The organism is Halobellus sp. (assembly GCF_042218505.1).
Taxonomy (GTDB): Archaea; Halobacteriota; Halobacteria; order Halobacteriales; family Haloferacaceae; genus Haloquadratum.
The window spans coordinates 7,761-27,911 of the sequence record NZ_JBDGQZ010000040.1; the positions used below are offsets into that span (position 1 = coordinate 7,761).

General features: G+C 63.3%; 21 protein-coding genes. 8 read left to right on the forward strand and 13 right to left on the reverse strand.

The genetic code is table 11. From position 1 onward, the window contains the following. Window positions 1-85: 85 nt before the first annotated feature. On the reverse strand, window positions 86-904 hold the full coding sequence (locus ABEI27_RS10810) for a hypothetical protein (protein ID WP_375799415.1): 819 nt from the start codon (window positions 902-904) through the stop codon (window positions 86-88). A gap of 146 nt (window positions 905-1,050) precedes the next feature. Between ABEI27_RS10810 and ABEI27_RS10815 the strand changes: the two genes are divergently transcribed. Together ABEI27_RS10815 and ABEI27_RS10820 are read left to right on the forward strand one after the other, a co-directional pair. Beyond that, window positions 1,051-2,712, forward strand: a complete 1,662-nt coding sequence (locus ABEI27_RS10815; RefSeq protein WP_375799416.1) for a TraB/GumN family protein — start codon at window positions 1,051-1,053, stop codon at window positions 2,710-2,712. A 72-nt stretch (window positions 2,713-2,784) separates the two neighbouring features. After that, window positions 2,785-3,420, forward strand: a complete 636-nt coding sequence (locus ABEI27_RS10820) for a metalloprotease (protein ID WP_375799417.1) — start codon at window positions 2,785-2,787, stop codon at window positions 3,418-3,420. A 6-nt stretch (window positions 3,421-3,426) separates the two neighbouring features. Here ABEI27_RS10820 and ABEI27_RS10825 read toward each other — a convergent pair whose 3' ends face one another. Beyond that, complete coding sequence (locus ABEI27_RS10825) at window positions 3,427-3,708, reverse strand: hypothetical protein (protein WP_375799418.1); 282 nt, start codon at window positions 3,706-3,708, stop codon at window positions 3,427-3,429. Between the two features lie 240 nt (window positions 3,709-3,948). Between ABEI27_RS10825 and purM the strand changes: the two genes are divergently transcribed. Further along, window positions 3,949-4,953, forward strand: a complete 1,005-nt coding sequence (gene purM / locus ABEI27_RS10830; protein WP_375799419.1) for a phosphoribosylformylglycinamidine cyclo-ligase — start codon at window positions 3,949-3,951, stop codon at window positions 4,951-4,953. Window positions 4,954-4,980: 27 nt separating this feature from the next. On the opposite strand, the gene ABEI27_RS10835 is transcribed toward purM, so the two are convergent. Both ABEI27_RS10835 and ABEI27_RS10840 read right to left on the reverse strand, forming a co-directional pair. Beyond that, window positions 4,981-5,523, reverse strand: coding sequence for a CBS domain-containing protein (locus tag ABEI27_RS10835; RefSeq protein WP_375799420.1), 543 nt, complete (start codon window positions 5,521-5,523; stop codon window positions 4,981-4,983). A gap of 78 nt (window positions 5,524-5,601) precedes the next feature. Then, window positions 5,602-5,970 carry a DUF555 domain-containing protein gene (locus tag ABEI27_RS10840; protein WP_375799421.1) on the reverse strand — a complete coding sequence of 123 codons (369 nt, stop codon included), beginning with the start codon at window positions 5,968-5,970 and terminating at the stop codon, window positions 5,602-5,604. 301 nt (window positions 5,971-6,271) lie between these two features. On the opposite strand from ABEI27_RS10840, the gene ABEI27_RS10845 reads away from it, so the two are divergent. Together ABEI27_RS10845 and psmB are read left to right on the forward strand one after the other, a co-directional pair. After that, window positions 6,272-6,451, forward strand: a complete 180-nt coding sequence (locus tag ABEI27_RS10845) for a hypothetical protein (RefSeq protein WP_375799422.1) — start codon at window positions 6,272-6,274, stop codon at window positions 6,449-6,451. Between the two features lie 155 nt (window positions 6,452-6,606). Next, entirely contained in the window at window positions 6,607-7,335 is a 729-nt protein-coding gene (gene psmB / locus ABEI27_RS10850; RefSeq protein ID WP_375799423.1) for an archaeal proteasome endopeptidase complex subunit beta, read from the forward strand. A gap of 183 nt (window positions 7,336-7,518) precedes the next feature. Here the strand turns inward: psmB and ABEI27_RS10855 are convergent, their stop codons facing one another. After that, window positions 7,519-9,051: a hypothetical protein gene (locus tag ABEI27_RS10855; protein WP_375799424.1), complete on the reverse strand. Its 1,533-nt coding sequence runs from the start codon at window positions 9,049-9,051 to the stop codon at window positions 7,519-7,521. A 104-nt stretch (window positions 9,052-9,155) separates the two neighbouring features. On the opposite strand from ABEI27_RS10855, the gene ligA reads away from it, so the two are divergent. Further along, window positions 9,156-10,937 (forward strand): ATP-dependent DNA ligase LigA, encoded by a 1,782-nt coding sequence (ligA, locus tag ABEI27_RS10860; protein ID WP_375799425.1) that lies wholly within the window; start codon window positions 9,156-9,158, stop codon window positions 10,935-10,937. 82 nt (window positions 10,938-11,019) lie between these two features. Here the strand turns inward: ligA and ABEI27_RS10865 are convergent, their stop codons facing one another. The 7 genes from ABEI27_RS10865 to ABEI27_RS10895 form a co-directional block, all read right to left on the reverse strand. After that, window positions 11,020-11,319: a hypothetical protein gene (locus tag ABEI27_RS10865; RefSeq protein ID WP_375799426.1), complete on the reverse strand. Its 300-nt coding sequence runs from the start codon at window positions 11,317-11,319 to the stop codon at window positions 11,020-11,022. A 76-nt stretch (window positions 11,320-11,395) separates the two neighbouring features. Then, window positions 11,396-11,677, reverse strand: coding sequence for a hypothetical protein (locus ABEI27_RS10870; RefSeq protein ID WP_375799427.1), 282 nt, complete (start codon window positions 11,675-11,677; stop codon window positions 11,396-11,398). A gap of 135 nt (window positions 11,678-11,812) precedes the next feature. Then, complete coding sequence (locus tag ABEI27_RS10875) at window positions 11,813-12,907, reverse strand: DNA topoisomerase IV subunit A (protein ID WP_375799428.1); 1,095 nt, start codon at window positions 12,905-12,907, stop codon at window positions 11,813-11,815. Window position 12,908: 1 nt separating this feature from the next. After that, window positions 12,909-15,317: a DNA topoisomerase VI subunit B gene (locus ABEI27_RS10880; RefSeq protein WP_375799429.1), complete on the reverse strand. Its 2,409-nt coding sequence runs from the start codon at window positions 15,315-15,317 to the stop codon at window positions 12,909-12,911. A 117-nt stretch (window positions 15,318-15,434) separates the two neighbouring features. After that, the gene (locus ABEI27_RS10885) at window positions 15,435-15,974 is read right to left on the reverse strand and encodes a peptidylprolyl isomerase (RefSeq protein WP_375799430.1); all 540 of its coding nucleotides are present in this window, start codon (window positions 15,972-15,974) and stop codon (window positions 15,435-15,437) included. A gap of 107 nt (window positions 15,975-16,081) precedes the next feature. Beyond that, a complete protein-coding gene (locus ABEI27_RS10890) occupies window positions 16,082-16,498 on the reverse strand; it encodes a nuclear transport factor 2 family protein (protein WP_375799431.1) in 417 nt (138 codons plus the stop codon). An 88-nt stretch (window positions 16,499-16,586) separates the two neighbouring features. Beyond that, window positions 16,587-17,660: an anthranilate phosphoribosyltransferase gene (locus ABEI27_RS10895; protein ID WP_375799432.1), complete on the reverse strand. Its 1,074-nt coding sequence runs from the start codon at window positions 17,658-17,660 to the stop codon at window positions 16,587-16,589. 138 nt (window positions 17,661-17,798) lie between these two features. On the opposite strand from ABEI27_RS10895, the gene ABEI27_RS10900 reads away from it, so the two are divergent. Next, entirely contained in the window at window positions 17,799-18,848 is a 1,050-nt protein-coding gene (locus ABEI27_RS10900) for an Lrp/AsnC family transcriptional regulator (protein WP_375799433.1), read from the forward strand. A 37-nt stretch (window positions 18,849-18,885) separates the two neighbouring features. Here the strand turns inward: ABEI27_RS10900 and ABEI27_RS10905 are convergent, their stop codons facing one another. Continuing rightward, window positions 18,886-19,032 carry a hypothetical protein gene (locus ABEI27_RS10905; RefSeq protein ID WP_375799434.1) on the reverse strand — a complete coding sequence of 49 codons (147 nt, stop codon included), beginning with the start codon at window positions 19,030-19,032 and terminating at the stop codon, window positions 18,886-18,888. A 139-nt stretch (window positions 19,033-19,171) separates the two neighbouring features. Here ABEI27_RS10905 and ABEI27_RS10910 point away from each other — a divergent pair, with 139 nt between their 5' ends. Further along, window positions 19,172-20,140 (forward strand): VOC family protein, encoded by a 969-nt coding sequence (locus ABEI27_RS10910; RefSeq protein ID WP_375799435.1) that lies wholly within the window; start codon window positions 19,172-19,174, stop codon window positions 20,138-20,140. The last annotated feature ends 11 nt before the right edge of the window (window positions 20,141-20,151 follow it).

Genomic DNA, 20,151 nt, shown 5'->3' on the forward strand with positions numbered 1-20,151 from the left:
GGTTCAAATCCCATCCCCCGCATACGGTTCCGCGAGCGACAGCGAGCGATTCGGCTTCTGTGACCCTACCAGCCACAAACGACGCTCAGTCGGTGAGCGCCGCTGCCTCCGGGCGATACTCTCGCGCCGTCCGCTCGGCTTCCGTCCCCGCGGGCACTAACTCCGGTTCAGTCGGTGGCTCGTCGAACCGGTCCGGATCCGGTTCGACGGGTGCCAGCATCTCGGTGAACATCGACCCGCGGCGACCGGCCGCGCCGACGATGCCGCCGTACCTCGGTTCGTCGTCCGGGAGATCGTCGGGATGCGGGAACTGTTCGTGATACGTCTGTGCGGCCCGTCGGAGGTAGTCGGCCGCCCGGTCCTGCTCGTGCTGGCTGTCGTCGAAGTACTGCTGGGCGTGCGGGTCGTCGGGCCCGACTTTCGCGTGCCCGGGTGACTCGAAGGTGACCGACTCGGTCGTCGTGTGAACGTGCGGGAAACGGAGGTTCGCCGTGTAACTGTTCGGATATCGGATGATGAGTGGGAAGAACAGCATCCCCGGAACGGTCGAGCGCCGTTGGATCCGCCACAGCGCCTCAAGATAGTAGACGGCGAGCGCGCCGGTTCGATTGTCGCGTTCACCGGTTATGTACGCCTTCGCGACCGCCTCGTAGTCGTCGCCGGCGACCTGCCGAAGCCGGTATTTGCACCGCTCGGCGATGTACTCGAACTCCCGCTCGTAAGCCTGTGCAACTGATATCGAGGGGTCCGAAAGCAACTCGGCTTTCCGGCGACATCCCTCCGCGAGGAGCGTCGCAGTTTTGTGGAGTTGCCTCTCGGCCTCCTCGTCCAGTAACGGCATTCGAACGGCTTGCCCCTCCAATACGTCGGCTTGATCGTACCACTCCTCCTCCCCTGGCCCCATCACTGCACACTATGTAATAACTAGATAATAATTTCAGCGATCGTATACGTGTGATACCAGCGGGGCGCTTGGTGCCGGAGCGAACGTGATTCACCAGTGCCGACTGCTCCGACAGGGGTAAGAACCACCGTGCGGTATGGAGAGCAATGAGTCAGGAAGCGACCGAAGAGGGTCGCGTCCGTGTCGTCGGAACCGCACACGTCTCCCAAGAGAGTATTTACGAGGTCGAGGAGGCAATCGAGACCGAGCGCCCCGACGTCGTCGCCGTCGAACTCGATGAGGGGCGGTATCGGCAATTGAACGGCGGCGAACCGGACGACATCGAACCGAGCGATCTGCTCTCGGGCAACACGGTGTTCCAGTTCATCGCGTACTGGATGCTGTCGTACGTGCAGGCGCGACTCGGGGAGAAGTTCGACGTGACCCCCGGCGCGGATATGCTCGCAGCGGTGGAGACCGCCGAGGACCTGGGAATCGACGTCGCACTCGTCGATCGCGACATCAACGAGACGATGCGACGGTTCTGGACGCAGATGGGGGTCGTCGAGAAGTTCCGGATGATCGGGGGGCTGGCGTTCGGCGTCGGGGACAACCAAGGAGTCGGGCTTGCGGCCGGCGCGATCGTGGGTATTCTGCTGGGTCCGCTCGTCGCGATTTTCGGCGGCAGCGTCGGGATCGGACTGCCAATCCTGACCCGAATCGCGGGCGGAGCGATTCTCGCGGTCGCGGTCGCTGCCGGCGTCTGGTTCGCGTCGGGGTCGATGGCCGCTGCGGAGGACCGACTCCTCGCAGCGCTCGGACTCGGCATCGCCGTCGGTGGGATCGGCGGTGTGGCGCTCGGTCTCACCGCGCCAGTCACCGACTTGCTGGGGACGTTCGTCGTCCGGGTCGTCGGGAGTATGACGCTCGGTGTGGGTGTCGGCCTGCTCGTCGGTGGTGTCCTCGGCCAGTTCGCTTCCTCGTTCGGGTTCGGCGAGGTCGAGGACGTCGAGGAACTCGATATGTCGGAGATGACGGACACCGACGTCGTGAGCGCGATGATGGAGGAGTTCCGCCAGTTCTCACCCGGCGGTGCGGCGGCGCTCATCGACGAGCGCGACGCGTTTATTGCACACAAACTGGTGGCGCTCCGCCAGAACGGCGCGAACGTCGTCGCCGTTGTGGGGGCTGGTCATCGAGCGGGAATCGAGCGATATCTCGAACATCCCGAAGAACTCCCCCCAATGGAATCGCTGACGGGCACGCAGGGTGGCAGAATTCCGTGGGCGAAGGTCGTCGGCACGGGAATCTCCGTCGTCGTCGTCGGGTTCTTCGTTCTGTTAGCGCTCTCCTCGGCCGGGGACGACACCCTGCTCCGATTGTTCGGCGCGTGGTTCCTGGTCAACGGACTCTTCGCCGCCGGGTTAGCGAAGGCGGCCGGCGCTCGCTGGTCGTCCTCGCTCGTCGGCGGCGCGGTCGCCTGGATGACGTCGATCAACCCCTTCCTCGCGCCGGGGTGGTTCACCGGGTACGTCGAACTCCAGTACGACCCGGTGAACATCTCGGACATCGGCACGCTGAACGAACTGCTCGCCAACGAGGAGAAGCCGATTCCGGACCTCCTCGAGGAGATGTTCGCGGTCCCGCTGTTCCGACTCATCGTCGTCGTCGCAGCGACGAACATCGGGAGCATCGTGGCGTCGGCGCTCTTCGTCGCCTACCTCCTGCCGCTTTTCGCCCTCGACCTCGGTGGCGCTGCGGGCGTGACACAACTGCTCTTCGAGGGCGCACAGAACGGCTGGGAGATCCTCTGGAGCACCATCACGTGAGATGAACCGAGTGCCGTCTGGCACGCCTCGGACCCACAAGGCCCAAATCTCGTCGGCCCGAATCCAATGGAGATGAGTACTTCTTCCCTCTCGTTTAGCTCGAAAGAGCTTCAGGACCTGGCGCTCGCGTGGGTCGCCCTCGGTGTCGCGTTCGCAATTTTCTTCGCGGGTGGCGGCCAGCGCGCGGTCTCTGGGATCCTGCAGGGCGGGATCCTCGGTCCGATCCTGCTTAGCCTCCTCACCGCCGGGATGGGCTTTCTTCTCCACGAAGTCGCCCACAAGGTCGTGGCCGAGCGCTTCGGCCAGGTCGCCGAGTTCCGCGCCGATTACGGGATGCTCTTTCTCGCGGTCGTGAGCGCTCTCGCCGGCTTCATCTTCGCTGCGCCGGGCGCTGTACATCACCGTGGACGCCTCACTCAACGCGAGCACGGCCTGATCGCACTCGCTGGGCCGGCGACGAACGCCATCTTGGCCGCGGTCTTCCTGCCAGTATTTGCCGTCGGCGTTCTCTCCGGCTCCGATTTCGTCGCGCTCGCAGGGTCGCGAGGGCTGATGATCAACCTCTTTCTCGCGACGTTCAATATGCTCCCGTTCGGGCCACTCGACGGCAAGACGGTACTCGGCTGGAGTACGGTCGGCTTCGTCGCGTTCTTCGTCCCATCAGTTCTGTTGACGGCCGGTGCGTTCGTCACCGGCTTCGGGTTCTGAGCCGGCCTACTCCCGTCTCGTTCTGGGTTCGTGACCGTGTCCGACGAGGAACGCGAGCGCGTTCGCGCCGATGAGTCCGGTGAAGGAGAGCCCCTCCCCGGCGGCGAAGCCGTTAGCCAGAAGCGGGAGGTACAAAAGCGGGAGCGTGATGGCAATCCAGAAACTCGCGGCCCTGATGGCCCACTGAACCGAACCGGCGACCGTTTGCAACGCGTCTCTGAGAAGGCTGTGGACCTGACGGACCGATTCGTTTCTGAAGGGATCGATTGAGGTGGGGACCGTAGACATCTGTGCTCGTTTCCTCGTAGGCACGAAGACTGCATATAACGGGGTGAGCGTTCATTTCATTCAGGCGGATTCACCGGCGCGTTTGGCCTATTTTCGCCGTTTTGAAACCGTTGCAAACGCGGGGAAAAGGTTTATCAACCGATTAACGGGCATTTCGTTGGCACACCGATCGCAACCGGCGGGTTCCCACAGCGACCAGAGACCGGACGTATTTTGCCCCCTCGCCGCGCGAATCCGGATATGACCGCAGACGACGCAGATCCGAATGGGGCATCGGATTTAGAGAGAGAGGAGTTGACCTATGCCGAGACGGGCGTCGACATCGAAGCCAGCGAAGCCGCGACAGCGGCACTTATTGGTGCCGTCGGAGAGAGCGACGGCGACTACGCGGGGTTACTGGACATCGGCGACCGATATCTCGCGCTCGCGACCGACGGCGTGGGGACCAAACTGCTCGTCGCGGAGGCGCTCTCGGACTACTCCACGGTCGGAATCGACTGCATCGCGATGAACACGAACGACCTCGTCGCCGCGGGCGTCCGACCGGTCGCGTTCGTGGACTACCTTGCGATCGACGAACCCGACGACATCTTCGCCGAGCAGATCGGACAGGGACTCAGCGCGGGCGCCACGGAGGCCGACCTCGAACTCGTGGGGGGCGAAACAGCCGTGATGCCGGAGGTCGTCACCGGCCTCGACCTCGCAGGCACCTGTGCGGGACTGGCTGCCAAGGATGCGATCTTTCCGGGCGAAGCCGAACCAGGCGACGCTCTCGTCGGCTTCCGGTCTTCGGGAATCCACTCGAACGGTCTGACGCTCGCGCGAACGGCGGTTACGCGCGAACACGACTACACCGATCCTTACCCGTTTGACGGGTACGACACCCTCGGGGAGGCGCTTCTCGAACCGACCCGGCTCTACACGCACCTGCTCGATCCGATGCGCGCTCACGACGTCCGCGCGGCGGCACACGTCACTGGCGGCGGCTGGACCAACCTCGAACGACTCGGCGACCACCGGTACGTGGTGGAGAACGCGTTCGAGCCACACCCGGTGTTCGAGTTCGTCCAGCAGGAGGGGAGCGTCGCCGACGAGGAGATGCACCGGACGTTCAATATGGGGACTGGTTTCGTCTGTGCGCTCGCACCCGACGACGCAGATGCGCTCGCTGAAGCCACCGACGGTCGCGTGATCGGCCGCGTCGAAGCCGGGAGCGGCGTGTCGATCCGCGGACTCGAACTCTGAGCAAGCGTCGGGCGCGCTGGCGGGTTCTCAGAGGTGCGCGGCTACGTCGGCTTCGGTGACGATACCGACGGTCTCACCGCCCTCGACGACGAGCACCGCCGAGTGGTGATCTAACGCCGCGTCGATCTCTTCGAGCGTCGCCGATGGCTCTGCCGTCGTGACCGACTCGCGCATCACGTCCGCCACGGGCAGCGTCCCCACGTCGTCTTGCTCTTGTACGTGCCGGATGTCGCTGTTGGAGATGATGCCCACGGGCCGACCGTCGCGGATGACCGGTAACTGTGAGAAGCCCTCGTCGAGCATCACGTCCCGGGCGAAACGGACAGAATCGTCGGGCGCGACGCTCACCACGGTCTCGTTCATCAGATCCGCCGCGCGGACGACGCTTCCCTCCGCCTCCTCGAGGGCGTTGACGATCCGCCGGAGCGTCGAGAGCCGCGGATCGACGTCGCCGCCCTCGATGCGGGCGATGAGGGGCTGTGACACCTCAGCCATCTCGGCGAGTCGGCTCTGCGTCAGATCCAGATTGGTGCGTCGTTGACGCAGATCCTGTGGAGTCGGGAGGTCCATATGCCTAATTACCCGAAGTTATAGGAAAGTGTTTCGGGGTGATCGGGTGGCTCCAGAGACCTCGCGTGAGTAGTCAGCCTACTCGTCGCGATCGCCAGCGTCGGCTTCGGTTTCGACGATGTCGATGACCGAGAGCGGGACATCGCGGAGCGCGCCGCCGACTTCGCTTTTGGCGATACGAGAGGCGTGTTCCTCACTGTCCGCGTTGAACACGTCGATCTCGAGCAGGAGGCCGACGAGGGCGGTGTTAGCGGCAATGAACGCGGAGTCGAACGGTTCGCCGCAGGCAGGACACGGCGTCGCGCCGACTTCGACCTCGACGTACTCCTTGTCTCTGTCGTTGAGTCGCTTCCCGGCTTCACTGACGGCGACGCCGATTGCGTCGTCGACGTCTTCGACGTCGCGAACCAGCCACGCGGCTTCCATCGCGACGAGGTAGTTGCTCATACCACGAACTCGTGCCGCGGGGTTTCGTGTCTTGTGGTTCGTCTGTCGGGTTGCGAGTCCGTGTCACCGATTTCTCACCGTTCGGCCGCCGAGCGTCGCGTACGCGACTGCAATAGTGCGCATAACTTATGCCGACGAACAGCGGAGTTGACCGCATTCGTACGGGTCCGGGCGAGGCGTAGCGCAGAAAACTGCGGAGTCTGACCCGACACGTGTAACCGCTGTACAGCGTTGACATCGATGTCGGCTCCGTCGGGGAAGATTTATATACACAGCCTACTGGGAGGGAGTTACGCTGATGATGACAGAGTTCCACCGAGGGATCGCGTTCCTGCTGTACCAGACGACGCTGCTCCTCGGGATCCTGGCGATGCCGATCGCGCTGGCCGCGCACCGACTTGGACTTACCCTGACAGTACGCCCGCTCATCGAATCCGCCGAGCGAACCTACGAGCGCGCGGACGAAGCCAGCAGCCAGTAAAACGAATCAGCCGCACCGCTTCTCAGTTACTCGAAGTTCCGTAGCCGCTGGACCGCTCAGCGTCAAGAATAGACCAGCCTGTAACCAACCAAACGGAACGGGCAACAGCAGGGGGAAGGGTGGCATTTATCAGCGACGGGTGTTAATTTCGGGTAATGCGTACTCCTACGAGCGACGACGTTTCGAATCTCGATTCGCTGAACGGCGAGCACTCGGACGTCTTCTCGCCGGAACTCGGAGAGTTCTCCAACGCTGAACAGCGTGCCCAGCAGATGGGCGACAAAGAAACCAAAACGGGAACGACGACCGTGGGTCTGAAGACCGAAGAGGGAGTCGTGCTGGCGACCGATATGCGCGCGAGCCTCGGTCGGATGGTCTCCTCGAAGGACGTCCAGAAGGTTGAGGAAATTCACCCGCGCGGCGCGCTGACCATCGCCGGCTCAGTGTCGGCCGCGCAGTCGCTCATCAGTTCGATCCGCGCAGAGGTCCGTCTGTACGAGGCCCGCCGCGGAGAGGATATGAGTATGCAGGCGCTCTCCACGCTGATGGGGAACTTCCTCCGCTCGGGCGCGTTCTACATCGTCCAGCCGATCCTAGGCGGCGTCGACGACGAGGGCCCGCACATCTACAGCATCGACCCCGCTGGATCGATCCTCGAGGAGGAGTACACCGTCACCGGCTCCGGGAGCCAGTACGCGCTCGGTGTCCTCGAACAGGAATACAACGAGGAACTCTCACTCGAAGAAGCCGAATCCGTCGCCGCCCGTGCGATCAAGAGCGCCGTCGAGCGAGACCTCGCCTCCGGCAACGGCATCAACGTTTGCGTCGTCACCGAGGACGGCGTCGACATCACCCGGCACAAGGACTTCGCCGAAGTCCTGTAGACGGTCTCGCACCATTCTCCGCGCTCGGATCGTCCGACACGTCGCTATCGGCGTCTCTCGAAGCGCCTGAGCGAACGCAATTCGCGAGGCGGTACCCCTTGCACGGCGACGGTGCAATCATCCCTGAGTGTCTTCGGGATGTCGGTAGTGGGAATTATCGACCGATGCTGCGTCGAATTCGATTCAGAGCCAGTCCGCGAACGAGCCGTCGAGAAGCGTTTCTCGCTGTGCGCGGACGTAGTCGCGCTGCATCGAAGTGATTGCGTCGGCGAACGAGTCGCCGTCGGCCAGATACTCTCTGACCCGCGAGGTCTTCCAGTCCGCCGGCGTGATGCCGTTTTCGACTCGCGCGCGTAGCGGTTGCACGTACGTTTCGGCCTCTGCCTCGGACAGCCCTGCGGCCGTGAGTCCGTCCACCGCGTGTGCGAAGATGTCCTCGTACACCTCCTCGGTCGCTATCGTCTCGACGCCGTCGTTGCAGATCCACCGCTGGCGGCTGTCGAGTCCGTCGCGCATCGCGTCGTAGAAGTTACCTCGCGCGGTCGACCACGGCTGGTCACTTGCGGGGTGACGGCGCTGCGGGAGACTCTCCATCAGTCCGGCGAACGTGGCCTGGAAAGCGATCGAGTCGCGGACGGTGGGCTGGGCCGCGATCGGCCTGAACTCGATGCGCGCGTTCGCATCGGAGCGGCAGGCCCCGTCGAAAACCGGGCGCACCCACCGCCAGTACGTGCCGTGTTTCCGTCTGAGCGTCGCGAACTGGTCATCGAAGCGTTTGCCTTCCGAGACCGGCATCGGCACCATCGTGTCGTCGTTGGCGACTCTATCGACCGCCTGGGTGATCGTCTCCAGATCTTCGGGGAACTGGACCTTCTGTGCGTCTCCGCTGTTCAGCACTGATTCGAAGACGGCGATACGGTGCTCGTCGTAGCCCTCGGCGAGGATCTTCTGTGCCCCGACGTCGTCGTAGAGGTCCGGCGGGAAGAATGGGGAATTAGCGCCGAGTGCCAAGAGCGGCCCAGCGACCCTGAGCGCGTAGTTGAACAGCGTCGGAAGATCCTCCGCCTGTGCGACCTGATAGTGCGGCTGGATTGAGGTGATGAGCGACTCCGGCATCACTGTGTCGGCCGACAGCGTCACGTTCGGCGCGTTGAGCGTCATCTCCTCGGCCGCGTTCGGCCCGTTGGCCATCGTGTGATACCGGACGGATCCGCTCATATTTGTCGCGATTCGAACGCCCTCGGCCTCAACGCTGCGAGTGAGGTACTCGCGCGCAGTCTCGCCCGTCGGCGGTATCGTCCACAGCCCGTCGCTCACAAGTCGCATCCCCTCCGCGGCGGTACAGTCCATCGCCGCCGCGAGTCTGGCGCGGACTTCCGACTCTTGCGCCCGGAGCCCGTCTGAGTTCAGCGGCTGTGGGCTCGTGGTCATCTCCGCGTTGTGGAGGCCGAGCTCCTTCTCGAACCCGATCAGTTCGAGTAGCCGGCGTGGGACGCGCATCAGCCCGTACTCGTCGGCCTCGTGGGACGCGGCCCACCGGCCGTCACCGACGGCGTAGAACTCGTACTCGAGACCGACGATCGACTGGTGGTTGTCGAAGGTCCCGTCCCGAAGTTCTGTTTTCACGACCTCAGCGTCCGTCCGAGCCTGCGCCTCGAACTCCTCGGGGTCGACGGCGAGCGCGTCGCGCACATCGGCCGCCAGCTCCTCCGTCATAGCCCACCGTGGGCGATGCGAGGGCTTCAATCCGACGGCTTCACCCGCGCTCGGTCGACACCGAGTCGGCGAACTCTTATCGGCCGCGACGAAACTGACTGCCAATGCAGTTCGCAGCGTTCGCCGAGCGCGCCGCCGAGATGGAATCTGAACCGGGCGACCTTGCGACGATGGATCTGGTCGCGACGCTCCTCGAAGACGCTGACGCGGAACTCCCGACTGTCGTTCGGTTCCTCCAGGGTCGAGTGTACCCGGCGTGGGACTCGACCACGCTCCACATCGGTCCGGCGCTCCTCCACGAGGCGATTGCCCGCGCAGCGGGCCAGAACGTCACCGCGGACGACGTCGAATCGCAACTCGCAGACGTCGGCGAGATCGGTGCAGTCGCTGCCACCTACGATTTCGGCGGCCAGCGCGGACTCGGAGCGTTCGCGGGAGGCGGCCACGACGCGCTCACCGTGGCCGAGGTCGACGAGCGACTCCGGGAGGTCGCCACGATCACCGGCGACGGGAGCGAGCGGAGACGACTCGATACGCTGTTCGGTCTGTTCAATCGATCATCGGCGGCCGAAGCGAAATTCCTCGCCCGCCTCGTCCTCGGGGAGATGCGGATCGGGGTCGGAGAAGGAACGGTCCGGGACGCCGTCGCCAGAGCCTTTCTCGACGACGAACCGCTGGACGAAGGAGCGCCATCCGAAACGGGAGGGGAAGCCGAGGGTGACGATACGGCAGCGCACGATGGGGACGAATGGGACGGTGTCACCGCGCCAGCAGATGCGACCGTCGCCGCCGTCGAGCGCGCATTGCAAGTCTCGAACGATTATGGGATGGTCGCGGAGGTTGCCCGCGAGGAGGGAAACCAGGGTCTGGAAGCAATCGGCTTGGAGGTCGGTCGGCCAGTTCAGGCGATGCTAGCGCAGACGGGCACCGCCACCGAGGCAATCGACGCGTGGGGGGAGGCCGCCGTCGAGACCAAGTTCGATGGAGCGCGCGTGCAGGTCCACTACGACGGCGAGTCCACCGCGCTGTTTTCCAGAAATATGGACGACGTCACCGGTCCGCTCCCGGAGGTCGTCGAGTTCATCGACCGGAAACTCGACTGCCCGGCCGTCCTGGACGGAGAGGTCGTCGCCGTCGACGAGTCGGGGTCACCGCTGCCGTTTCAGGAGGTGCTTCGGCGGTTCCGCCGGAAGTACGACGTCGAGCAGATGCGCGACGAGGTGCGCGTCGAGCTGCGTGCGTTCGATTGTCTGCACGCAGGCGGCGAGGATCTCCTGGATGCGCGGCTGATGGAGCGACACAGCCGTCTCGAGGAACTACTGGGCGACAGCAACGCCGTCTCAAAGATCGTCGTCTCAGACGACCCCGAGGAGGTCGCTACCGTCGAAAACGCAGCCCTCGAAGCCGGCCACGAGGGGATTATGCTCAAGGACCCAGCATCGACGTACGATCCGGGCAAGCGCGGCCAAAACTGGCTGAAGCGCAAGCCGGACGTGGAGACGCTCGATCTCGTCGTCACGGGTGCCGAGTGGGGCGAAGGACGGCGTGCGAATCTACTCGGGACGTTTCTCGTCTCGGCGCGAGTCGGAAACTCGACCGCAAGTGACGCTGACACGTATGCAACGCTTGGGAAGGTGGCGACGGGCATCACCGACGAACGCCTCGAATCGCTGACCGAGCGGCTCAGGCCACATATCGAACACGAGGACGGTCAGACCGTTTCGGTCGAACCGGCGGTCGTCTTCGAGGTCGGGTACGAGGAGATCCAGCGGTCACCGACGTACTCGTCGGGTTACGCCCTCCGCTTTCCTCGATTCGTCGAGGTACGCGACGACAAACAGCCTGCAGACGCCGACACGCTGGAACGGGTCGAACGGTTGCAGTAGCCTCGCTCGGGGCTGCGTGGCTGTTTCGTCGAAAAGTGAAAAGAGAGCAGATACGTGGGCCGAACCGTGGTCCTTGCCGGACTCAGAGGTCGGTCTGCGCGTAAATCTCGACGGCGTCGCGGGTGATGACGACGGGGTGATCCCAGATGGTCGTCGAGAGTTTCACTTCGCTGCTGGCAGACTCGAGCAGGGAGTCGACTGCATCCGGATCGATCCACTCGTAGAGTGTACTGTCCTCAGTCGAAATCCCATTTAGCGGTCCTTCAGAGAAGGCTGCGACGATGGCGTTCGCGCCATCTTCGTTCCCGGTGCGAGCGTAGGTCGCGACCGGATCCGAATCGACTCGGTTCGGCGTTGTGCTGGTTCGTGGCGAACTGCTCATATCAGGTACTCGATGTCACAGTATAAAAAAACATAGGTGCCGAAAATCAAATCTGATAAATACGTACTGATCGGTCTCAGACCACATCGTCGGAGTCGTGTTGTGTCCGCATTTGCTGCGCTTCGGTCCCGAGCTGCGAGCGTCGCTCGGAGTCCCGGACGACGCCGATGTTCTCCGGATCGGCCTCGACGGCGGCGGTGGTGTCTCTGACGTCGCTGAAGGAGGTCAGTGCCCGCTCTTTTCTGAAACAGCGGTCGCCGCTGGGCGTCGCATACGTGAGAATAATCAAATTCTGTTCGGCGGCGGCGTACGTTCGCTCGACAAGTTGGACACGAACCGTCTCTTCGGCTGTGCTCATATCTGACCCATCACCGCGGCTGGAGTTATAGGAGCGTTTGCAAGTCTTCGCTCGCTCGATCGCACGACTGCGTGCAATCGGCTATGCAATAAGTTGCAAACGCTCCTATAGTCTCTCCCCCAGAATACCGATAGATTAGACGACGTCCATTGACGAGAGTCGCTCCGGAAGATAGGTGTCAGTGACAAAATCAAGACCGCGCGAGGCGAGCGCCTGTTGTTCGGCCTTTTTTTCGAGATCCAACTGGAGTTCGATCTGCTCGGTCCAGTAGTCCGTCTGGAACCGGGGATCCTCCAGTTCTGATTCGAGCGCGTTGACGTCGGAGTCCGCCAGCGGATCCGTCGGGAGATCATACTCGACGATGTCCTCGGGCTGGATGCCCACAAAGCGGGCCTCCGGTGTCGCAAGGTACTCCGAGAGATGTGCGGACTTGATCGATCCGTAGGCGACTGAGCCGTAGATCCGATACGACCACGGATCGCCGTCAGTAAAGACCACGACCGGTAGGTCGAGTTCGTCGTGCAATCGCTTCGTGATCCGGCGCGTCGCGCGGGCCGGCTGTCCTTTCAGGTGGACGACCAGACAGTTGTACTCCTCGTCGAAGCCGTTCTCGACCAGTCGATCGCGCATCCCACCCGTCTCGACGCAGAGAACGAAGTCGATGGTGTGATCCAGAAAGTCGATCGTGTCGGGGTTGTTCGGGATCTGATACCCGCCCTCACCGACGTCCTTCTGGCAGTGGATCTCCCGCTCGCCCCGGCGCGTCTGTTCGCGGAGTTCCAGCGGACCCATCAGCGTCGCGCCGGACTCCTCGGGGCGCATATGGAAGTCCTCGCGGGTGACCTTCGAGACGATCTCCAGATCCTCGATCAGTTGGTTCGACTCGTCCTGACTGTTGAACTGCGCCTCCTCGTTGTCCCACGACTCGGAGAGGTAGTACAGTTCACGCAGCGTGGACGAGCGGCTCTCTTCGAGTTGATTCACTAAGAACTCGATAGCGTAGGCGGCTTTGAGGAGTTTCCGTGCCCCGCGGACGCTGTTTGCGGACCGCGTGGAGGTCCGGTCTCCGTAGACCCACACCTTCGAGTCTTCGTCGAAGACGATGTTTGATTTCGTCCGCGTGGGGATGTCCATATGTGGTACCTCGCCCGACGCAAACTGGTCGTAGAACTCTGCAGCGAGTTCGACGAGGCGCTCTTGTGCGAGTTCGTCGTCCTGTTTCGTGCTCATATCAGGCGTTGATCGTCAGTTTCTCTGTCTCGATGCCGTCGACGTTGACGTCGAATTCCGCGTCGTCGCTCACGCTGTAAGTGAGTTCGGCCGTCTCGCCCGCCGGAATCGACGGCTCCCAGGAGATGAACCACTCGCCGTCCAGATCGACGACGCTCACCCCGTCCGGGAGGTCAGCGGGCGTGGCGGAGACGATGTCGGTGATCTCGGGATTTTCAGCCCGGTCGGAGTGGTTCTCGACGACGAGCGTCACGCTGTCGCCGTCGACCTCGCGTTCGACGCTGACGTTGTTCATAATCCGCGCGAGCGCACCGTCGATGTTGGGCCGGGGTCGTCCCGTCACCTCCGAGAGTTTGTCGGCCATCTCCGGTAGGATCGTCCCGAGGACATCCTGTTTCTTCCGCCGCTTCTGCATCGAACGTCGCTTGTTCAGATACGATTTGAGTTCCCGTGCGGCCTCTCTGATCGCCAGTTCGATCTCGTCCTCGATGGCGGGGATGTTCGCGATGGCGTCTTTCGACTCGCTCGTGAACGGCACGTTCGTCGAGGCCACGTGGATTGTCACCACTGCCGGACCGTTCGGCATCCCCGACCCCCCCGGCTGGTCGAGGCCGTAGTTGCGCCAGCCGATCTGCTTCACGACGTCGGTCGTCGCACACGCGCCGCGCTGATAGACCAGCGGCACGCGGTTGGCGAACCGCAGTAGATCGACCGTCCCGTCCGTGAGTTCGCCGCCGTAGGCAATCCCAGCCTCGACGACGAACGGGTCGCCACCGTGTACTTCCGCGTCGCGCGACGCGGCGGCATAGAAGTCGGCGTCGAACTCCTTTTTCAAGCCGGCTTCTACGAGTTCGGCCGTGATCGGCGAGAGGCAGTTCGTCGGTGGCGCGAGGATGTCGGTCTCGCGCATCGCCTCCAGCAGTTCGGAGGAGATGTCGCGGTCGTCGGCGACGGTCCGGACCTTCGGCACGTCGTCGGGGACGGTCCGCATCGCCGTCCACAGCGCGCCGACGACGTTCTCGCGGGCGGTGTCACCGAAAGAGACGGTCTCGGAGACGACGAACTCCGCCGATCGATCGACGTAGTCTGCCACGGTGTCGCGCGTCGCTCGGTGCTGTGGGTCACCGTCGCGGAACTTGTCCGCCAGTCGTTCGGCGATGCCCGAAATCGTTGCGTCGTTCTTCCGTGTACTCGTCGCGTCGTCGACGAGGGCGTAGAGGTCGGAGACGAGATCGGTCGTCAGCGCGTCCCACCCCGCCTCGACGGCATTCTCGCGGACCGTCTCGCCGAAGGTCGTCTCGAACTCGTCTGCGACGTCTTCGGCGACCGTATCGACGATTTCGGCCAACTCCGCGTGTGTCGTCCGGTCGCGGGATTCGAGCGTGTCCGCGACCCGTTCGGCGAACGTCGCGGTCGCCGCCGCGCCCTTGTTGGCGACGGCGTCCTCGACCGCGGATTCGATGTCGACGTCGGAACTTCGCGGGGCGCTCCAGCCCATCTCGCGACCGAAGTGCCGATCCCGGAAGTTGTTCAGCACTTTCTGAGCGGTCTTCGACCCGACGCGGGTGAACTCCTCCTGAAGGAATCCCGACACCGAGTACGACTCGGTCGCCGTCAGCATCTTCAGCAGCGTGCCCAGTTCGACCCCGTGGGGGTGCGGACGGATCTCCTCCGTTTCGGCCGGCAGCGACGCACCCTCGACGCGTTCGTACCGACGCGGCTCGTCGAGTCCCGGTTCGTCGAGCACGAGTCGCGCGTGGGGATTGACGACCGCAGTGTGCTTGACGTAGTCGTGGAGTTGCTGACGGGCGCGCATATTCGCCTCCATCTCCATCTCGATACGCGTCCCGTGGGTGGGCGAGAGTTCCGACTCGCCCGGCGCGCGCTCCTCGTCGACCTGAATCTCCGGCTCGTTGGTGTCGGTGTCGATGATCAACTCGAAGTACTGGGCGCGCTCCGAACGCTGGGTTCTGGACGTGATCTTGGCGGATTTCCCCGACGTGAGTTGTGAGTACAGCACTGCCGCAGAGATACCGATTCCCTGCTGTCCACGGCTCTGCTCGCGGGCGTGGAACCGTGACCCATACAGCAGTTTCCCGAAGACTTTCGGAATCTGTTCGCGGGTGATCCCCGGCCCGTTGTCCTCAACGATCAGCGTGTAGTAGTCGCCGGATTCCCGGATTTCGATGGAGATGTCGGGCTTGATCCCGGCCTCCTCGGTGGCGTCGAGGGCGTTGTCGACCGCTTCCTTGACGGCGGTGACGAGCCCGCGTGCGCCCGAGTCGAAGCCGAGCATATGCTTGTTCTTCTCGAAGAACTCGGCGATGGAGATCGCGCGCTGGCCCTCGGCCAGCTCCTCGGCGATCCCACCTCCCTCTTCTTCGCCGAGCGTCGACTGGATAGACGTCATTCTCTGCGGAGTTGTTCCGCACGGACGGTTAAGAAGGGTTCGGGAGCAGGGTGAAAGTGTAATCGACCGGCCGGCGCGTGATCGGACGGCGCTCCCTGACCGACCGCCGAAGCCGTGTTACTCGTCGACGTCGACTGCTTCGACCTCGATGTCTTTCAGGGGTTTGTCGTCGCTGTCAGTCGGTACGTCGCCGATTTCCTCAACGATGTCCATCCCTTCGACGACCTGGCCGAAGACCGCGTGACGGCCATCGAGGTGCGGCTGTGCGCCCAGCGTGATGAAGAACTGCGACCCGTTCGTGTTGGGACCGCGGTTCGCCATCGAGAGTTTCCCCGCCCCGTCGTGGTTCAGATCCTCGTGGAACTCGTCGTCGAAGGTGTAGCCCGGGCCGCCGCGACCGGTTCCCTCAGGGTCGCCGCCCTGAATCATGAAGTCGTCGATGATGCGGTGGAAGATCGTCCCCTCGTAGAGGGAGTCGGTGCGCGTCTCGCCCGTCTCTGGGTCGCTCCACTCTTTTTCGCCCGTGGCGAGGCCGACGAAGTTCTCGACCGTGCGCGGAGCCCGCTGTTCGAACAGTTCCAGCGTGATGTCGCCGTTCGTCGTCGAAAGCGTTACCACAGGATTCTCGGGATTGTCGAGTTCGGAATCATCGACCATAGGCCTCTGGTGGGTCGACTGATACAAAACGGTGTCCTCTCGGCACGCTGAGACGACACTGACGCAAATAGATGGCTACACGGTGGTCCGTCTGTTCTCGGCGGTTGTCACTCCGCGAGGTCGGTGTCGGGAACTGCACTCACGTGCATTCCGACGAACAGCCACTGTTCAGCCTCGCTGTCGGGCGTACGTCGTTCGAGCGTCCCGCTCCACCGACTCTCGAAGTCGTACGTGCGGTCGCGCTCCGTGTCCGTCCAAGCCATCCGCACGTCGTCAGCGAACCACGCGTACTCGTCGCGTTCGGTCACGCGCAGGTCGTGACTTTCTACTGACCAGGCTGCCGTCGAAGCGGACTGTGCGCGTAAGCCCGCCTCAACTTCCGCGTAGCCGGTCAGTTTCTCGGTGATCCCGTACTTTACGATTGCTGGGTCCTCGACGAAGAACGGATACAGCGGCTCTCCGTTCCGCAGCGCTGCGTAATACTCGTGGAGACGCTCTCTGGCGGTCTGCTCGCTCGCGCTCATATCGACATTCCCGGTCGCCGCGGAGAAACCCCTGACGGGAGTCGGCTGGTGAAGACCCCGAACGTTGCGGGGCCGGCGACCGCCGCGTTCAGAAGTCTCGCAGTTGTTCGAGAACGGCGTCTGCCGCACCGGACTCGATGCTCTCGCGTGCTAGTTCGAGCCCCTCGTCGAGTGTATCGGCGTCATCTCGGGCGTAGATCCGGAAAGCCGCGTTGAGCGCCACAGCGTCCGCGAAGTGGTCCTCGCGCTCGCCCGCGATGATCTCCTCGGTCAGCCGAGCCGAGTCGCCGGCCACGTCGTCGGGGTCGACCGCCAGATCCTCGTACTCGAAGTCCATCCCGTACTCCGGCGTCTCGATCTCGTAGTCCTGGAACTCGCCGTCGGTCCATTCACCGACCTTCGTGTACCCCGGACGAATGTCGTCGTAGCCTTCCATTCCCTGGAACATCACGACTCGATGGGGGCTCTGCGACGCCATCTGCTCGAAGGTGCTGGTGACTTTCTTCGCGAACGCGAGGTGGTAGAACGACCCGAGGTGCACGTCGGCCTTCGCCGGGTTCGCGAGCGTCTCGACGGTGTTGACGAACGTGCGGACGCCCATCTGATCGCGGCGATCCCACAGCTCGTTAATGCGCGGTGCGAACTCGGGCTGGTAGTAGAATCCAAAACCCGTCTCGTCGACCATCTCGGCGCTCTCGTTCGGGACGAGTTCAGTTCGAACGCCGAGTTCGTCGAGGACGTGCTTGTAGACGTCTTGTTTCTGCGTCGGCACACGGTCTCCGGAGTGCGTGACGACCGGCGTGCCCGCGCCGGCGGCGACGATGCCCGCCGCCGCGCCCAGGATGGCGGTGTCGCCCTTGCCGTCGTAGTTCGCGCCGCAGTCGACGGGATCGACGTCGGGTTCGGCGTAGACGACGTCTTCGGCGATCACGTCAGTGTAGGCGGCGAGTTCTTCGGCGTTGTTGTGCTTCCAGCGGTTCGCGAGCCAAAACGCGCCGAGCGTCGTCGGGTCGGGCTCACCGGCGAGGATCCGTTCCATCGCGTCGGTCGCCTGCTCGCGCGTCATATCCTCTGCGGACTTGACGCCCGAGCCGACGACTTCAGTCATCAATCGCTTCAACGGCCACTCCCCGAATTCGGTGGGCTCCGTCGCTTGCGCCATAGTAATTTGTACGGAATCGAGTAGCAAAAGTCACCCGTTCGATTCCCGCCAAGTCGAGTTGACCAGATCGGGACGGTTCGCTTGTTCGCCCCGGGCTGAGCCGAAATAGGTAGGTTCGTCGGGACCGAAACCGCGGTAATGAGTGTACTCGACGAGGACTGGCGTGCCGACCTCGACGAGATCGACGCGGCGTTGATCGACGGCTACCAGAGCGGGTTTCCGGTGGTCGAACGACCTTTCCGCGTTGTCGGCGGGCAACTCGGCATCGACGAGTCCGAAGCGCTCGATCGGGTCCGACGACTCCGCGAGCGCGGTATCTTCCGGCGTTTCGGGGCGGTCCTGAATCCTCCCGTGATCGGCAGTTCGACGCTCGCGGCGGTTTCAGCGCCCGAGGAACGCTTCTCGAGCGTGGTCGAGGTGATCAACAGTTATCGGCAGGTGAACCACAACTACCGACGCGACCACTCGTGGAATCTGTGGTTCGTCGTCACCGCGGCCTCACAGCAGAAACGTGACGCGATTCTCGACGAGATCGAGACGCGGACCGGCTGTACGGTCCTGAACCTCCCGATGCTCACGGACTACTACATCGACCTGGAGTTCCCGGTCGTCAACGACGACGCCTTCGCCCGGGAGAGCGTGGCCGCGACCGACGCCTCGGCGACCCGGATCTCGGAAGCCGCCGTGGGTGATCTCTCGGCGCTCGACGCCGCGCTCCTGACCGAAATCCAGGCCGGTTTTCCGCTCTCTGCGACCCCATATCGGGACATCGCCGCGGCCATCGACGCCGACGTTGACGAAGTCGTCGCGGCCGTCGAACGCCTGCGTACCGACGGATGTATCAAGCGGGTCGGCTGCGTTGTCAATCACATCGTGACCGGGTTCGACGCCAACTGTATGGTGGTTTGGGACGTCCCGGACGAAGACCTCGACGAACGGGGGGAAGCGGTCGGCGAACTTCCGTTCGTAACGCTGTGTTACCACCGGCCGCGACGCCCCGAGCAGGACTGGTCGTACAACCTCTTCACGATGATCCACGGTCGCGAGAGCGACGCCGTCGACGCCAAAATCGACGAACTCGCGGCGGACCACCTCCCCTTCGAGCACGAGCGCCTCTACTCGACAGAGACGCTGAAACAGACCGGTGCACAGTACGACGACCTCGTGACCGCAGAGACCGAGACGTAACACAGCGTTACGCGAGAATCTCTACCAGAAGCGGTCGCTATGCAGCCGCGAGAGATTCCGAGTGCGTCGAGAGCGCGATGCCCAGTTCTGTCGCCACAGACGCCTGCACTGCCGGGCAGTCCGGCGGGAATCCGACAGCCACCTCGACGCGGATGTCGCTCACGGTCGTTACAGACGACATCATCGACGATCGATCGCTCGAAGTAGCGGCTTCTGGACAAAACACACCCACCACACTTGCGACGTTTCTATAACCATTATACCAGAGAAACAGCAATCATCCGGTAGAGTTCGCTCCGGGAACTCACCCAAGAATATCAGCTATGAAACGACGACAATCACCTGTTGCCAAACTTGGACACGTCGCTGCGCACACGCCAGATCTCGACGAATCGGTGTGGTTTTTCAACGAGGTGATGGGCTTTCAGATCACCGAACGCGACGGTGACACGGCCTATCTCCGCGGGATGCGCGACTGGGAGCACCACACCCTGAGCCTGACTGAGAGCGGCCAGACCGGCATCGATCACTTCGCGTTCCGCACCGAGAGCGAGGAAGCACTCCACGATCTCGAAGCACAACTAAGAGACGAGGGCGAGGAAGTCACCCACGTGCAGGCGGGAACGGAGAACGGCATCGGCGACGCCATCCGCGTCAACAAGTTCGGTCACGAATACGAGTTCTACTGGGACGTCGAGAAGCCCCGTGCGCCGGAGGACAAGCGCTCCGGCCTCCTCAACCGCAACTACAGCGAGTCGGTGGCGAACCGGATCGCGCCTCGCCGGATCGACCATATCCACGTGAACGACCCCGGACAGAAGGCGTTCGATCACGACGAGTGGCTTCGCGAGAAGATGCACTTCCAACTCAACGAGCGGTACACGGACAAAGACGGTGAGCACTGGGGCTTCTGGTACGCCGTCACACCGCTGCCGCACGACATCGCGATCCACCGAGAAGCGCCCGACGATCCGACGCAGTTCCACCACGTTGCGTACCATCTCGACAGTCTGCAGGACCTCTGGACGGCCGCAGACATCTGCAGCGAGCACGGTATCGAGATTAACAACCGCAGCAACGGGCCCGCGATGCACGCTATCACGCGTGCAGCCTGTATGTACGTCAAAGATCCCGCGAGCAATCTCCGCCTCGAACTGTTCGCCGGGCCGGGCTACCTGAACTTCGAACCCGACTGGGAGCCGATCGAGTGGCAAGAGGAGTCGCTGGGCGGCCCGACCAACCACCAGTGGCACGGCGGCGGCCCGACCTGGGACGGCATCGACTACGTCTGAGACGGACGCTC